This window comes from Amycolatopsis sp. 2-15, assembly GCF_030285625.1.
GTDB classification, from domain to species: domain Bacteria; phylum Actinomycetota; class Actinomycetes; order Mycobacteriales; family Pseudonocardiaceae; genus Amycolatopsis; species Amycolatopsis carbonis.
The window spans coordinates 278,328-293,493 of the sequence record NZ_CP127294.1 but is presented as its reverse complement, the minus strand read 5'-3'; the positions used below and the strand labels follow the sequence as shown (position 1 = coordinate 293,493).

The window sequence follows — 15,166 nt, the reverse complement described above, 5'->3', positions numbered from 1 at the left end:
TTTCACCACCCACCCGGACCTTCCGGGCCGGCTCGCGGGCAGAACCCCCGTGTGCCCGAAGTGTTGAGCCAGCGTGAGTCGTCGGCTCGCTCGCCATTCACGGAACACGCGCCAAGTGCTTGACTCCGCGTGGGCATCGCGCGCGAAGGCGGGTTGGCAGTTTCGCCGGCGTGAGCACGTGCCGTTCGGCCCGCGATCGTCTGCCGGCCTGAACTGCTGTCTGGCGCGCTTGCACCGCTGCCCAACCCACATTGCAGGCTGACGCGGGTTGGGCAGTTTCCCAGCCGTGCGTGTGAGCCCTCCCGCTCGACTGCCTGGTCGGCTTTCACCGCTATCCAACCCACCTCGCGGACCGAGGCGGTTTCGTAGCTCCGCCGCCACGTGTCGGAGACGTTCGGTCTGCGCTCGCCGGCCCGCCCGTGCGTTGGCGAGAGGTTCGGCACGGCCCTCGCTCCGTGCGAACCTCCGGCAACGGCCCGCGCGCGGCCGAAAGGCCTCGCCGTGGGTGCTCACCCCGGCGTCATGCGGCAGTCTCCCGGCGGTGTACCGCGCGGACTTTCGGACGGGGTGTGCGGGCGGCCTGGGTGTAGGCGCTGACCAGTTCCCGGGTGATGTCGGCCGGGGTGTCGTTGAGTTGGCGGGGCGTGCAGCGCACGAGGACGGTGCCCGTGGCGGTCAGCGCCAGGTGGCTGAAGTCAGTGGGGCCGGCGCCGGTGCGGTAGCGCCAGGCGAGGCCGACCTGGTCCCACCAGGCGTCGGCGATGCCGATGCGGCGGCCGCGCAGGTCGCAGATCGTGACGTTCCACTGGGGGGACGGCAGGGGAGTGTCGCGCAGGAGGCGGAGGGCCTGGCCGTCGGTGAAGGTTTCGCGGTCGTCCATCCCGCGGAGCACGGCTCGGACCGCCGAGGAGCCGCGTTGGTTGCCGGCGTCGAGTTCGGCCAGGAGTTCGGCGCGGGCGCACACGCCCCAGAACAGCGGGAGCGTCGTCAGGCGTTCGACGGCCTTCGGGTCGGCCTCGCGGCGCGCCAGGTCCAGGGCGGCGCGCGGGGCGCCGGCGTAGGGGAGGCCGTCGATGATCACGGGCTCGGGCATGCGGGCCGTGCGGTAGGTCAGGACGCCGGGCTCGGAGCCCGGGCGACGGTAGTGCGGCAGGAGCAGGTGGATCTCGCCTGTGAGCGGGTGGGAGATGCCGTGGGCGCGCAGCGCGTCGGTGCCCGTGATGACGGCGTCGGGGCCGTAGCGGGCGATCGTGGCGTGCAGCAGCTGTAATCGGGACGGCGGTTTGTCCTGGATCACGAACACACCGGGATACACGCGGCGCCACGGCCCGCCCGGCCGCGCCAGCCTGGCGGCTCTTCGGGCTGAGATCCCGGCGCTGCGTAGCTTCTTGAGGTCGATCACGCCGACCGGCGTGGAGTCACGGTGAGCCACGTCCCGGATGCTTGCGGTAGTCGTCATGATTCGAGGATGACCGCTCGGCCATCCGAGTGGAACCGGCTTCCCGGATCTGTGGATAACTCCGTGAAACAGGCCCGTGGCACCGCCGGGCCTGTGGACAACTCAGCGGGCGAAACCGGGCTGCCAGCGCTCCACGATGCCGCGCGCCGGGACCTCCGCGTCGAGCTGGCAGAGGATGCCCGTGGACCCCGCCGTGACGCGGTGGATCATCAGGTACTCCGGCGGCAGGTTCAGCGACCGGCCGACGCGGAAGTCGCTGCCGCGGGTGTCGCCGACGCGACCGGCCTGGCGCTGCATCCAACGGCGGGTGAAGTGGAACGTCGGCGTGGCCAGCGGTTCCGTGAACGGCGCGAGGTACGCCAGCACCTCGTCGGCGGCGAGGTCGGAGTCGGTGCGGACGAAGCCGTTCTCGCGCAGCAGCCGCATGAGGTCGTCGGACTCGCCGTCGAGGGCCAGACGCGTCATCTCGCCGAGGTGGCGCGGGATGCCGTTGGGCAGCTTCGCGACGCCGCCGAAGTCGAGCACGCACAGGCGGCCGTCGTCGGTGACCATGAAGTTGCCGGGGTGGGGGTCGGAGTGCAGCAGGTGCGCCCGCGCCGGCGACGAGTAGTGGAACTCCATCAGCAGCCGGCCCGCGAGATCGCGCGTCTCCTGGTCGCCGCCAGCGATGACCTTGGACAACGGCGTGCCCGTGACCCACTCGGTCACCACGACCTTCGGGGCGCTCGCCACTACACGAGGGATGAGGAACGCGGGATCGCCCTCGAACGCCTTCACGAACGCGCGCTGGTTGTCGGCCTCGTTGAGGTAGTCGAGCTCCTCGTCCATGCGGTCGGCGAGCTCCGCCATCAGCGGTTTCACGTCGGTGCCGGGCACGAACGCCTGGAACAGCCGGCTGAAGCGCTGCAGCTGCCGCAGGTCGCTGCGCAGCGCTTCGTCGGCCCCCGGGTACTGGACCTTCACGGCGACCTCGCGCCCGTCGTGCCACGTAGCGCGGTGGACCTGGCCGATGCTGGCCGACGCCGCCGGGACGTCGTCGAAGTGCGTGAACCGGCCTTCCCACGAACGGCCGAGCTGCTGCGCCAGGACCCGGCGCGTCTGCTGCGCCGACATCGGCGGCGCGGCGGACTGCAGCTTGGTCAGCGCTTCGCGGTAGGGCTTGGCCATGTCGTCGGGCACCGCGGCCTCGAAGACGCTCAGGGCCTGGCCGAACTTCATCGCGCCGCCCTTGAGCGTGCCCAGCACCTCGAACAGCTGCTCCGCGGCCTTCGCCGACAGCGTCGCGCTCACCTGTTCCGCACTCTGGCCCGCGAGGCGCTTGCCCCATCCGCCCACGGCTCGGCCGGCTATCCCGATGGGAATGCTGGCGAGTTTCGCGGTGCGCGCCGCACCTCGGCGCGGCATTGCGGATTCGCGGTCTGCGGAGTCGGTCACCCTCCGATTCTGCCTTGGTGACCTTGGTGGCCGCAGCCTGCCAGGGGGTGTGGGCTACGTCTCCGGTGGCGCCTCGGGTGCTCCGCAATCGCAGTCCGGGTGCGGTTCCCAGTAGCGATGGCGCAGATGGCCTTCGAACGGATCGAGCTCGAGGGTGCTGTTCCACGTCGGTGGCGGCTCCGCGCTCGGCGACAGCACGCGCAGGGCCTGCGCGACGGCCAGCGAAGCGCACGCCTGGACGGACCCGAGGTCGGGCCGCTGGTCGACGTCCACGAGCTGGGTCGCGACGCGTGGCCACGAGTCGTCGAGGTCGGTCTTGCTCAGGTCGCAGCAGCGCAAGCAGGTGCTTCGGCCCGGTACGACGAGCGGACCGACGAGGATCGTGCCGTCGCGGACGCGGGCCGGCAGGTGGGTGACGCCGTCGTCGACCAGCTCCGCCACCAGTTCCGGGGCGGGCACGACGGCATCGGTGAGCACCACGACGTCCGGCGAGCGCTGCAGGTTGCGGGCGGTGCTCACCTCGGGCGCGACGCGGGCCAGCACGTTCTGGGTGGCTTTGCGGCGTGAAAGACCCAGCTCGGCGGCGGTGAAGCCCGAACCGAGGTCGGCTTCGGTGACGACGCCACCGGAGCGGACGTCGATGTGCCCGACCCCGGCGTTGGCCAGCAGTACGGCGACCGCCACGGCGATCCGGCCGTCGCCCCGGACGGTCACCAGGCTCTGGCGTCTTCGCTCGGTGAGCGCGGTCTGATGATGGCGGGCGCGCAGGGACCAGAAGCCGGTCTCGACGCGCTTGGACGCGGGACTTGGCGCTTCCGTGACCAGGCCCAGCGCGGTGAGCTGTTTGAGTAGAAGCCGCAGCTGGTCGCGGTGTTCGCTCTCGGCGAGCACCGCGTCGAGTCGGCGGCTGCCGTCGAGCCGGCGCACGAGCGCGATGACGCTCGGTGCCAGCCCGGTGGCCACCACGCCGTGGCGCGGGTCGAGGCCGATCTGGACTTCGTCGTTGCCGCGTTCGAGCACGTGGAGGCCCTGGAGCAGCGTCGGGTAGGCGGGGAGGAGGACGTTCGGCGGGGGAACAGTCGACAGGCTCATGATGATCAGCTTGACACCTCGGCGACGGCCGGCAGGCGTTCAGAGGCGAGTTATCCACAGGCAAGGCGAGTTGTGGACAACTCGGGGCTGTGACCTTTCGACGCTCCCAAGTTGTCGGTCGGTGGCCTTACCGTTGTCGGGTGGTCGAAGCACGGATGCCCTCACTGCGGGGCCGGGGCGGAACGAACCCCCCGTCGGACACTCCTGAACACAAGGTCGAGGTGCGGCGCAGCGCGCGTCGGCACCGGACGGTCACCGCGTACTGGAAAGACGACACCCTTGTGGTGCTCATCCCGGCACGGATGACCCGCGCGGAAGAGAGGCACTGGGTCGCGGAGATGGAGCGCAAGCTGCAGCGCACCGAACCGCGGAAACCCGCGTCGCCGAAGTCCTCGGACGACGCGCTGCTGGCACGCTGCGCCGTGCTGGCGGCGAAGTACGTCGATCCACGGGCGATACCCGCGAGCGTGCGCTGGGTGCCGCCCATGCGCACCCGCTGGGCCTCCTGCACGCCCGTCGACGCGACCATCCGCGTCAGCGACCGCCTGCGGCGGGTGCCGCCGTGGGTCCTGGACTACGTGCTGGTCCACGAGCTCGCCCACCTGCGCGAACCCGGGCACGACGCGGCATTCTGGGCGCTGGTCAACCGATACCCGAAGACGGAACGCGCGATCGGGTACCTGGAGGGGCTGTCGGCGGCGGCTGGGTGGGGGATTTCGGAGGAGGACGACGACTGAGCGGCGCTGGGCCCTGGTGAGGGGTTGAGGGCGGGTTTCCCGAGATCGGGGTGCCGCGGCCCGCGAATTCGCGCGGGCGGTGAGGCTGCGGCTCAAGGCTCTGGAGCAAGCCCGCGCGATCGCGAGTTCGCCGCAACGCCGGGCTGGTCAGCCGGAGACGGATCGGGTCGGCCGACTGCGGGCGGTCTTGATCGAGCCGGCCGAATGGACCTGAGCACGATCGGCAGCGGATATCGCTGCCGACGTGTGCAACGCAGGCTCGCGGCGAGCAGCCAGGGGTCAAGGGCGACCCGCTGTCCTGAGGATGGCTCGGATTGAGCAGGCGCCACGGCAAAGGCGCCTGAGCGAGCGGCTGTTGTGTCGGCCGGGCGTCGGCTGCGGTGCTCCTCCGGCAGCCGGCGTCTCGTCGTGCAGGCGAGAGGCCGGGCCGGTGGCGCGGCTGGGACCGGCCTTGCCCGTTGGACCCCGCCCGCCCGCTGCGGGTGGTCTTGGTCGAGCCGGCCGAATGGATCGGGCCCGCTCGGCGGCACGGTTCGCCGCCCCGCGGGGACGCGCGAGAAGGCTCCGCTCAGCGTTGGCAGGCGCTGGGGGCGGCAGCCGTCCTTGGGATGAGAGGCCGGCACGTGGAGTTGTTGACAGCCTGGAAAGCAGCCGGTCCTCCATCGCGAACGCGGCGGAGGACCGGAGCTGGACCGAATGGGGTCAGGAGGTGGGGTTGTCGCCCTTGTCCTGGTCCGAGCCGGAGTCCGGCTTGGCCTCCGAGCCCGATTCCGAGCCCGAGCCCGAGTCCGAACCAGAGTCAGAGGAAGACGCCGAAGCAGAGCCGGACTCCGCCGCCTCGCGTTTCTCCGTCTTCTCCAGCTCCGCGATCGGATCGAAGTCCTCGCCGATGACCGGGGTGTCGCCGAGGCGGTCGGCGAAGTCCAGGGGCTCGTCGAGGTCCTCGGCGGTCGGCATGAGGTCCGGGTGGGACCAGAGGCCGTCGCGCTTGTCGATGCCGTGGCGGTCGCCCACGAGCTTCCACAGCGACGACGCGGCGCGCATGCGGCGGGGTCGCAGTTCGAGGCCCACGAGGGTCGCGAAGGTCTGCTCGGCGGGGCCGCCCGTGGCGCGGCGGCGGCGCAGCGTCTCGCGCAGCGCGTCGGCGCCCGGCAGGCGGTCGCCGATGGCCTCGGCGACCACGACGTCCACCCAGCCCTCGACCAGGGCGAGCAGGGTTTCGAGCCGCTTCAGGGCCGACTCCTGCTCGGGTGTGGTCTTCGGCTCCAGCAGCCCGGACGACATGGCCTCTTCGATGCTCGCCGGGTTCGACGGGTCGATCTGGCCGGCCAGCGACTCCAGCGCGGACGTGTCGACGGTGATCCCGCGCGCGAACTCCTCCACGGTCGCCAGCAGCCGCTGCCGCAGCCACGGCACGTGGGCGAACAGGCGCTGGTGCGCGGCCTCGCGCGCGGCGAGGAACACGAGCACCTCGCTGCTGGGGACCTCGAGCCCCTCGGTGAACTTCTCGATGTTCGCGGGCAGCAGCGCCGACGTGTTGGCCGGGCCCAGCGGAAGGCCGACCTCCGTGGACGTCAGCACCTCCTGGGCCAGCTGCGCGAGCGCGTTGCCGAGCTGGGAGCCGAAGGCCATCCCGCCCATCTGCCCCATCATGGAAAGCAGCGGCCCGGCGGCCTGCTTGGCCTCCTCGGGCAGCGCCTGCATCCACGCGCCGGACACCTGCTGCGCGACCGGGTCGCAGAGCCGCTGCCACGTCGGCAGCGTCTTCTCTACCCACGTGCGCGCGGACCACGCGACGGTGGTGTTCGCGCCGGCGGGCAGGATCGTCGCCGCGTCGAGCCACAGCTCCGCCAGGTGCGCGGCGTCGCGCACGGCCGTGGACGAGTCTCCGGTGCCCGACGCGAAGCCGATCTTGCCGTCGTCGCTGCCGCTCAGGTTCTGGAGTGCGATCTGTTTCGCCAGGTCGTAGTTCACTGGCCCGCTCGATGAGCCCGCCTGGCTGAGCATCTGGCCCAGCTGGCTCAGCATCTGACCGAGCTGGTTGAACGCCTCCGCGCCCGACGGCTGCTCCGAAGGGTCTCCGTCGCCTCGTTTGTCGGGATCGGGAGGTCCGAAACCGAACGGGGGTTTGCTCATACGTCCACCGTACGCGGGTAGGGCCTCTCCCAGCGCGTCAACCATGGCCTTCACCGGGAAGCGAACACGGTCACCGTACGCTGTCGCTCGTGACCAAACCCGACGAGGAGACCGCGACCGCGAGCAGCCGGACCGAGCCGTCGAGGGAACCGGCGCGCGACGAGCGCCGCCTGACGCGCCGCGGCTGGACCCTGCTGGTCAGCGGCGCGCTGTTCCTGGTGTTCGTCGTAATCGGTTTCCTGGTCCAGGTGCCGTACGTGGCCATCAGTCCGGGCCCGACGTACGACACGCTCGGTCGTGACGCCGCGGGCAACGAGGTCGTCCAGGTCAAGGGCCACGAGACGTACCAGACCAACGGCGAGCTGCGCATGACCACCGTGTCGCTCAACGACGGGATCAACCTCTTCACCGCGCTCGGCCTCTGGGCCAGCGGCCGCTACGCGCTCGCGCCGCGCGAGGAGTACTACCGCCCGGGCGAGACCAACGAGCAGGTCAAGCAGGAGAACATCCAGCAGCTGCAGGACTCCCAGAGCAATGCCCAGGTCGCCGCCCTGCGCCACCTCGGCTACCCCGTGGAGGTCCTCGCCAAGGAGATCGTGTCCGGCAGCCCCGCCGACCACGTGCTCGCGCCGGGCGACAAGCTCGTCACCGTCAACGGCACGAAGGTCACCGAAGCCGCCGACGTCGCCAAGGCCCTCACCAGCACCAAGCCCGGCCAGACGGTGCAGATCACCTTCCAGGCCGACGGCCAGCCCGAACGCACCGTGCCGATCACGCTGGCCAAGCGCGACGACCGCACGCAGGGCTTCATGGGCCTCACGGCCGTCGACCACGCGATCGCGCCGTTCAACGTCAACATCTCACTGCAGGACGTCGGCGGCCCCTCGGCCGGCCTGATGTTCACGCTGGCGATCATCGACCGGCTCACCCCGCCCGGGAAGCCGGACAACAACCTGGCCGGCGGCCGGCACATCGCGGGCACCGGTGAGATCTCCGAGACGGGCGAGGTCGGCCCGATCGGCGGCATCTCGTTCAAGGTCGTGGGCGCGCGAGACGCCGGGGCCACCGAATTCCTCGTGCCCGAACACAACTGCGCCGAGGCGAAGTCGGCCGTCCCGGACGGGCTCAACCTGATCAAGGTGTCCACTCTGGACGACGCGATCACCCAGCTGCAGAACCTCAAGGCCGGCCGGCCCACGGCGCACTGCTGAGGAAGAAGACGTGCCAGCACCCGTCCTGAACCGGAGGCCCCCACACGGAGGCCCCCGGCTCGACGGGGCTCAGGGCAGGGCTCAGGGCAGGAAGGTCGTCTTCAAAGCATCGAGCAGGTTCGGCGCGAGGTCGGGGCTCTCCACGATCTCGTCGACGGCGTCCACTTCGGCCGATGAAGCGTCGGGCCGCGTCCCGCGCAAGCGCATCACGCAAGCGACGTCGCCTTCGCGCAGCACCGCCGCCACGAGCCGCGCCTCCGTGCGCCGCGGGTGGTCGGCCGCCGCGCGGCGCAGGCGTTCGGCGTCCGCCTCCGCGACACCTTCGAGCTCCGCCTCGACGTCGGGCGGCAGCACGATGATCTCCTGGGCGAGCGCGCAGCCCACCACGATCTCGGGCCAGGCGATCCGGCCGAGCGACTCGGCGAGGTCACCTTCCGGCAACGCTTCTTGCGCCACGGGCGTCAGCGGGTTCGCGCGGTCGAGCTGGCCTGCCAGCTCGGGCTGCTCGTCGAGCAGGGCCGCGGTGGGCACCAGCGCGAACAGCTGCGGCGGCTGGTCCCAGCCCCCGGACGCGACGAATTCTTCGACTTCCCGGGCCAGGCCGGCGACGGGGTTGGCGGCGGGCGGCTCACTCGGCTGCATGGCGACATCGTCGCAGGCCGGTCCCCGCGCCGTCGTGCGACGTCCGATTCGGGCGGTCCCGGGAACTCGGGAACCCATCCGTAGAGTTAGACCGTCAGGGGACGCCGCTGTCCCCGCGAACGTGTTCACGAAGACAGGAGCGATGCCGTGGCGACTCGGCCCCCCGTGAGCCTGAAGCTGTCCCGCCGCAGCCGGATCCTCCTCATCATCGCCGCGGTGATCGTGCTGGCGCTGCTGCTGGGTGTCAGGCTGCTGGACACCTACGTCGACTGGCTGTGGTTCGGCGAGGTCCACGCGCGCTCGGTGTTCACCACGGAAATCCTCACGCGGATAGTCCTCTTCGTGGCCGTCGGGTTGCTCGTGGGCGGTTCGCTCGCGGTCAGCCTCATGATCGCTTATCGCACGCGTCCGGTGTTCGTGCCCGTCTCGGGCAGCGACGACCCGCTCTCGCGCTACCGCTCGATGATCGTGAGCCGCATCCGGCTGTTCGGCATCGGCATCCCGCTGATCACCGGCCTCATCTCCGGCGCGTCCGCGATGGGCGACTGGCAGACGATCCAGCTGTTCCTCAACGGCACGTCGTTCGGCCAGAAGGACCCGCAGTTCGGGCTCGACATCGGCTTCTACGCGTTCACCCTGCCGTTCGTGAACTGGCTGCTCGGCTGGCTGTTCGTCACGGTCGTGGTCTCGTTCTTCGGCGCGCTGATCGCCCACTACATCTTCGGCGGCATCCGCCTCGCCGGCCGCGGCGGACAGCTGGCGGGCCCCACGCGTGCGCAGCTCGCCATCACCGTCGGCATCTTCGTGCTGCTGAAGGCGGTCGAGTACTTCTTCGACCGGTACAACCTGCTGCTGTCCGATCGCGACATGCCGCTGTTCAACGGCGCCACCTACACCGACCTCAACGCGGTGCTGCCGGCGAAGCTGATCCTGCTGTGCATCTCGGTGATCTGCGCGATCGCGTTCTTCGCGGGCGCGTTCCTGCGCAACCTGCAACTGCCGGCGATCGCGCTCGTGCTGCTGATCCTGTCCGGCGTGCTGGTCGGTGTCGCGTGGCCCGCGATCCTCGACCAGTTCTCGGTGAAGCCGAACGCGAACGACAAGGAAGCCACGTCGATCCAGCGCAACATGGACGCGACGCGCGCGGCGTTCGGGCTGCAGAACGTGAAATACGAGGACTACACAGGCAGCAACCAGGCGAGCCAGGACCAGGTGAAGGCCGATTCGGGCACCGTGTCCAACATCCGGTTGCTCGATCCGAACGTGCTGTCCGCCACCTACACCCAGCTTGCCGGTGGTCAGAACTACTACGGCTTCCCGGAGAAGCTCGACATCGACCGCTACACCGTCAACGGCACCACGCAGGACTTCATCGTGGCCGCCAAGGAGATCAAGACCGACGGGCTCACGGGAAACCAGACCAACTGGATCACCAAGCACCTCGTGTACACCCACGGCAACGGCTTCGTCGCCGCGCCGGCCAACACCATCAACCGCGCCGTCACGGACGTGTCCGACACGAGCACAGCCGGCTACCCCGTCATCGGCACCAGCGACACGAAGAACCCCACCGGCGCCGGCGCGATCGGTGGCAAGCCCGGCATCAAGGTCGACCAGCCGCGCATCTACTACGGTGAGCTGGCCGACCAGAACGACTACGCGATCGTCGGCGGCACCCCCGGCAAGGCCCCGGGCGAGTCCGACTCCCCGGACCAGAAGAACTACTACTACAACGGCACGGGTGGCGTTCCGCTCGACAACTGGTTCAACCGGCTCGCCTTCGCGGCCAATTACGGCGAGCGCAACATCCTCTTCTCCGACGCCATCGGCGACGGCTCGAAGATCATGTACAACCGCACCCCGCGCGACCGGGTCAGCAAGGTCGCGCCGTGGCTGACGCTCGACGGCGACCCGTACCCGGCGGTTGTCAACGGCAAGATCGTGTGGATCGTCGACGGGTACACCACGCTCAACAACTACCCGTACGCGCAGCAGACGCAGCTCGGCGACGCCACCAACGACTCGCTCAACGGCGTCACGCGCCAGGCCAACAACTCGATCAACTACATCCGCAACTCGGTGAAGGCGACCGTCGACGCGTTCGACGGCACGGTCACCCTGTACTCGATCGACGACAAGGAACCCGTGCTGAACGCATGGGAGAAGGTGTTCCCGGGCCTGGTGAAGCCGAGCGCGGAGATCCCGCCGGACCTGCGTGCGCACTTCCGCTACCCCGAGGACCTGTTCAAGGTCCAGCGTGAGCTGCTCGCCCGGTACCACGTGGACAACCCGCAGCAGTTCTACGCGCAGCAGTCGTTCTGGAGCGTCCCGCAGGACCCGACGGAAGACGGCAGCGCGACCACGGTGGCAGCGAACGTCGCCAACCAACCCGGCTACTACGTGCTCGCCGACGCGGCGGGCGAAGGCACCCCGACGTTCCAGCTGACCAGCGGGCTCACCGGTCTGCAACGGCAATACCTCGCGTCGTGGATGTCGGTGTCGTCCGATCCCCAGGACTACGGCACCATCCGCGTGCTCCGACTACCCACGATCACTGGTGCGAACCAAGTGGACGGGCCGGTGCAGGTGCAGAACAGATTCCAGAGCGACCAACAAGTCGCGCAGGATAGGACGCTGCTCAACAATCCCAACGTGATCCCGATCTACGGCAACATGATCACGCTGCCGGTCGCCGACGGATTCCTCTACGTCGAACCTGTCTACATCAGACAGCGCAACCAGACGAGCTACCCCCAGCTCGCCCGCATCCTGGTGTCGTTCGGCTCGAAGGTCGGCTACGCGCCGACGCTCAACGAGGCACTGGACCAGGTGTTCGGCAAGGGCACCGGCGCCGCGGCGACCACCCCTTCCGAAGGGGCACCACCGTCCTCGTCGACCCCGCCGACGTCATCCACGTCGCCGACCACGCCGACCACCCCGCCGGCCAACTCGGGCGGCTCGAACCCGGCGCTGGACAAGGCGGTGACCGACATCCAGTCGGCGCTGGCGAAGCTGAAGGCCGCACAACAGTCGGGCAACTTCGCCGACCAAGGCACCGCTCTCCAGGCCCTCGACGCCGCGGCAAAGGCCTACGAGACCGCCAAAGCCGCCACCCCGCCGTCCGGCAGTGGCGCCCCGCAGCAACCCGGCGGGTGACCTCGCACACGGTAGTGGCACCTGCTTTGCACCCGGCCGAAACCCAGGCGTAAGGTAGGTGTCACGACGCGGGGTGGAGCAGCTCGGTAGCTCGCTGGGCTCATAACCCAGAGGTCGCAGGTTCAAATCCTGTCCCCGCTACAGAGGTAGGAGGCCCGTGCTTGCGGAAATCGCAAGCCGGGCCTCTTTCGCGTTTGCTCCGGGGGTCGGACCCCCGGACCCCCGCCAGGGAGGGCTTCGCCCCCCTGGCCCCCCGGTGAGGTTGCCTTGGGTGGTGAGGTGGCGGTTGGTGCCGTGGTGGGTGGGGTTTGGGGCCGTTGGTGGCTGGGCCGTTTTGGGCTTGTCGGTGAGTTGCCTTGGGTGGTGAGGTGCCGTGGCGGCGGCCGGGGGTTGTGGGTTCAGGTTGAGCGAGTGGCTTTTCTTTCCCGTGTGCACAGTTCGGTGCCTGACGGCACGGGCCCGTGGCCGGGCTGTGGAATTTCGGCAGCCAGCGAGGGTGCGTTACCCGGCGCTTTCGGTATGGGGGGCAGGCGGCGGCGGGGGTTTGCCAGCGTTCCGTACGTTGCCGGTTGGGGCGGGCCGCGTGTGGAAGGGCGGGGGCGGTGGTGGGCGGAACAGGGTGCGGGGATGGGTGAAGGTGTGGGGTCGGCGGGGGTGGCGTTGGGGGAGCTGGTCGGGGCCGTGAGGAGGGCGGATCCGTATGGGGCGTATGGGGAATGGCGGCGGAGGGCGCCTGTGGTGCGGGTGGGGGAAGGGGTTGTGGCGGTGCTCGGGTTCGGGGAGGCCGAGCGGGTGGTGACGGGGGCGGAGTTCGGGCACCCGGAGCCCGAGGTGGTGGGCGGTGGGGACGCGGATCTGCCGGTGGATGGGAAGGGCGCGTGGTGCGGGCGTTCGCGTTCTTGAATCCGCCGGATCACACGCGGCTGCGGGGGTTGGCGTTCACGGCGCGGACGGTGGCGGGGCTGGTGCCGCGCGTGGAGGAGTTGGTGGGGGAGTTCGTCGAGCGGGTGGTGGAGGCCGGCGAGAGCGACCTGATGGAGGAGCTGGCGGTGCCGTTGCCGGTGACGGTGATCGCGGAGCTGCTGGGAGTGCCGGTCGCGGATCGGGAGCGGTTCGGGGCGTGGTCGGGGGCGATGGCGCGGGCGGCGGAGCCCGGGTTCTTGCTGGGGCCTGGGGTTGCGGAGGCGGCGGCGGGGGCGCGGCGGGAGTTCGTGGGGTACTTCAGGGAGCTGGCGGCTGAGCGGCGAAGGGCTCCGGCGGACGACCTGTTGTCGGCGCTCGTTGCGGTGTCGGATGAGGGGGAACGGCTCAATGAAGGGGAGTTGCTGGTCACGCTGACGTTGTTGCTCGTGGCAGGGCACGAGACGACGACGAACTTGATCGGCAACGGAGTGTTGGCGTTGCTGCGGAATCAGGAGCAGTACGCGGCTCTGGCTCGAGATCAGGTGCGCGGCGCAGCGTTGGCCGAAGGGGCCGTCGAGGAGATTCTGCGGTACGACTCGCCGATTCAACTGACGATGCGGACAACATTGACGGACACGACTCTGGGCGGCGTGGAGCTGGCGGCGGGGACGACGGTGCTGGTGTTGGTGGGCGCGGCGAACCGGGATCCGCGGGTGTGCGAGGAGCCGGACCGGTTCGACATCACCCGCGCGCCGGCACGGTATTTGGCCTTCGGCCGCGGGATTCACTTCTGCCTGGGCGCTCCGCTGGCGAGGCTGCAGGGGCGGACGGTTTTGCGGGAGCTCGCACGTCGGGCGCCGGGGCTGCGGCTGGCCGGCGAGCCGGAGTGGGCGGAGACGGTGACGTTGCGGGGCCTGCGAACGTTGCCGGTCGCAGTCAGGTGACGGGCAACCAGGCGAAGTAACCGTCCGGGCGGATCAAGGCGGCCGGGGCGAGGGGCAGGGCCGGGAGGTCCGTTGTGGACAGTGGGCCCGGAACCGGGGGCAGGCCCGACAGGTCGGCGCCCGGGGTGGTGAGCAGGACGTGGTGGCCCCGGTGGAAGAGGGTGCTGGCCCAGGACCCGTCGGGGAGGCGGAAGTCGGCGAGGCGGGCGCCGGTGAGGGGGTGGGCGTGTGGGGGTGCGGGGTAGCGGACGGCGAGGCCGGAGACCAGGCCGGACAGGTGGTGGGACACCTCGGGCAGGTCGGCGAGGGTGGTGAAGAGCGCGCGCAGGGCGCGGCCGGCGCGGGTTTGCGGGATGAGGCCGTTCTGGGCCGCGACGTTGTCGAGCACGGCGGCACCGACGGCGCGGCGTTCGGGCTCATAGGTGTCGAGCACGTCGGCGAAGCCGTTGAGGGCCGCGGCGAGCTTCCAGCCCAGGTTGGCGGCGTCCTGCACGCCCAGGTTGAGGCCCTGGCCGCCGGCTGGGAAGTGGATGTGGGCGGCGTCGCCGGCGAGGAGGACGTGGCCGACGCGGTAGTGCGCCGCCAGGCGGGACGCGTCGGAGAAGCGGGACATCCAGCGGATTTCCTTGATCACCGCGGGGCCGTAGGTCGCGGCGAAGGCCGTGTGCACCTCGGCCTCCGTGACCGGTGAGCCGAACGTCGCGGGCCGCCGGGCGCGGTCGCCGAAGGTCAGGCGGTACAGGAGCGGCTCGGCGAGCGGGATGAGGCCGCAGAAGCCCGTCTCACCGGCGGACTGGACCATCCCGCGCATCGAGGTCCACGTGCCGGCCGCGCGGTCGGGGATGCGGTCGACGACGACGTCGGCGACCACGCCGTAGCCGGCGCCGTCCTCGCCTTCGAAGGGCACGTCCAGCAGCTTGCGGACGGTGCTGCGGCCGCCGTCGCAGCCCACCAGGTAACGGCAGCTCAGGACGAGCTCCGGCGTGACCACGCGAACGCCCGCCGCATCCTGCGACAGCCCCACCAGCTCGTGCCCGCGCAGCACCTTGCCACCGAGCTCCGCGAAGCGCTCTTCCAGCAGCTCCTCGACCTGCGCCTGCGGGATACCCAGCTGGTACGGGCGCCGCGTGTCCCACCCGGCGTAGCTGATCGGGACGGCCGCGAAGTGTCCCTCCTGGACGGTGGCGAACGCGCGTTCCTCCGCTCTCGGCAGGAGTCCGCGCAGGTCCAGCATCTCCGCCGTGCGGGGCTGCAGGTTCAGCGCCTTCGACAGGCCGGTGCGCTCGGACAGCCGCTCGATCACCACGGCGTCGACGCCGGCCAGGCGCAGTTCGGCCGCCAGCATCAGGCCCGTCGGGCCGGCCCCGGCGACCACGACATCGGCGTGCAGCTCGTTCATGACCACTCCTTAACGTTGTTAAATTGACCCGACGCCAGGGTGTCCTTAACATC

The 15,166-nt window shown here is 70.3% G+C and carries 10 protein-coding genes and 1 tRNA gene; 5 read left to right on the top strand and 6 right to left on the bottom strand.

Annotation, left to right across the window (positions count from 1 at the left end; genetic code table 11):
• Positions 1-520 precede the first annotated feature (520 nt).
• The 3 genes from QRX50_RS01365 to QRX50_RS01355 form a co-directional block, all read right to left on the bottom strand.
• On the bottom strand, positions 521-1,459 hold the full coding sequence (locus tag QRX50_RS01365) for a hypothetical protein (RefSeq protein WP_285970179.1): 939 nt from the start codon (positions 1,457-1,459) through the stop codon (positions 521-523).
• Positions 1,460-1,561: 102 nt separating this feature from the next.
• Complete coding sequence (locus QRX50_RS01360; protein ID WP_285970178.1) at positions 1,562-2,893, bottom strand: ABC1 kinase family protein; 1,332 nt, start codon at positions 2,891-2,893, stop codon at positions 1,562-1,564.
• A gap of 54 nt (positions 2,894-2,947) precedes the next feature.
• Positions 2,948-3,985, bottom strand: a complete 1,038-nt coding sequence (locus tag QRX50_RS01355; protein ID WP_285970177.1) for a hypothetical protein — start codon at positions 3,983-3,985, stop codon at positions 2,948-2,950.
• 221 nt (positions 3,986-4,206) lie between these two features.
• On the opposite strand from QRX50_RS01355, the gene QRX50_RS01350 reads away from it, so the two are divergent.
• Positions 4,207-4,722, top strand: a complete 516-nt coding sequence (locus tag QRX50_RS01350; RefSeq protein ID WP_285974320.1) for a M48 metallopeptidase family protein — start codon at positions 4,207-4,209, stop codon at positions 4,720-4,722.
• Between the two features lie 702 nt (positions 4,723-5,424).
• Here QRX50_RS01350 and QRX50_RS01345 read toward each other — a convergent pair.
• On the bottom strand, positions 5,425-6,858 hold the full coding sequence (locus tag QRX50_RS01345) for a zinc-dependent metalloprotease (protein WP_285970176.1): 1,434 nt from the start codon (positions 6,856-6,858) through the stop codon (positions 5,425-5,427).
• Positions 6,859-7,049: 191 nt separating this feature from the next.
• Here QRX50_RS01345 and QRX50_RS01340 point away from each other — a divergent pair, with 191 nt between their 5' ends.
• A complete protein-coding gene (locus QRX50_RS01340) occupies positions 7,050-8,069 on the top strand; it encodes a YlbL family protein (protein WP_434533315.1) in 1,020 nt (339 codons plus the stop codon).
• An 81-nt stretch (positions 8,070-8,150) separates the two neighbouring features.
• On the opposite strand, the gene QRX50_RS01335 is transcribed toward QRX50_RS01340, so the two are convergent.
• Entirely contained in the window at positions 8,151-8,711 is a 561-nt protein-coding gene (locus QRX50_RS01335) for a PPA1309 family protein (protein WP_285970174.1), read from the bottom strand.
• A gap of 165 nt (positions 8,712-8,876) precedes the next feature.
• On the opposite strand from QRX50_RS01335, the gene QRX50_RS01330 reads away from it, so the two are divergent.
• The 3 genes from QRX50_RS01330 to QRX50_RS01320 all read left to right on the top strand — a co-directional run bounded on the left by QRX50_RS01330 (position 8,877) and on the right by QRX50_RS01320 (position 13,714).
• Entirely contained in the window at positions 8,877-11,867 is a 2,991-nt protein-coding gene (locus tag QRX50_RS01330; protein WP_285974319.1) for a UPF0182 family protein, read from the top strand.
• Positions 11,868-11,934: 67 nt separating this feature from the next.
• Positions 11,935-12,008 (top strand) — tRNA-Met (locus QRX50_RS01325).
• 737 nt (positions 12,009-12,745) lie between these two features.
• Positions 12,746-13,714: a cytochrome P450 gene (locus QRX50_RS01320; protein ID WP_285970173.1), complete on the top strand. Its 969-nt coding sequence runs from the start codon at positions 12,746-12,748 to the stop codon at positions 13,712-13,714.
• Here QRX50_RS01320 and QRX50_RS01315 read toward each other — a convergent pair.
• Positions 13,707-15,113, bottom strand: a complete 1,407-nt coding sequence (locus QRX50_RS01315; RefSeq protein ID WP_285970172.1) for an FAD-dependent monooxygenase — start codon at positions 15,111-15,113, stop codon at positions 13,707-13,709. The genes QRX50_RS01320 and QRX50_RS01315 overlap by 8 nt on opposite strands.
• Between the last annotated feature and the right edge of the window lie 53 nt (positions 15,114-15,166).

Excerpts from the sequence above, each read along its gene's own strand:
- QRX50_RS01365 (WP_285970179.1), bottom strand. The coding sequence starts at position 1,459 with ATGACGACTACCGCAAGCATCCGGGACGTGGCTCACCGTGACTCCACG.
- QRX50_RS01355 (WP_285970177.1), bottom strand. The coding sequence starts at position 3,985 with ATGAGCCTGTCGACTGTTCCCCCGCCGAACGTCCTCCTCCCCGCCTAC.
- QRX50_RS01345 (WP_285970176.1), bottom strand. The coding sequence starts at position 6,858 with ATGAGCAAACCCCCGTTCGGTTTCGGACCTCCCGATCCCGACAAACGA.
- QRX50_RS01335 (WP_285970174.1), bottom strand. The coding sequence starts at position 8,711 with ATGCAGCCGAGTGAGCCGCCCGCCGCCAACCCCGTCGCCGGCCTGGCC.
- QRX50_RS01315 (WP_285970172.1), bottom strand. The coding sequence starts at position 15,113 with ATGAACGAGCTGCACGCCGATGTCGTGGTCGCCGGGGCCGGCCCGACG.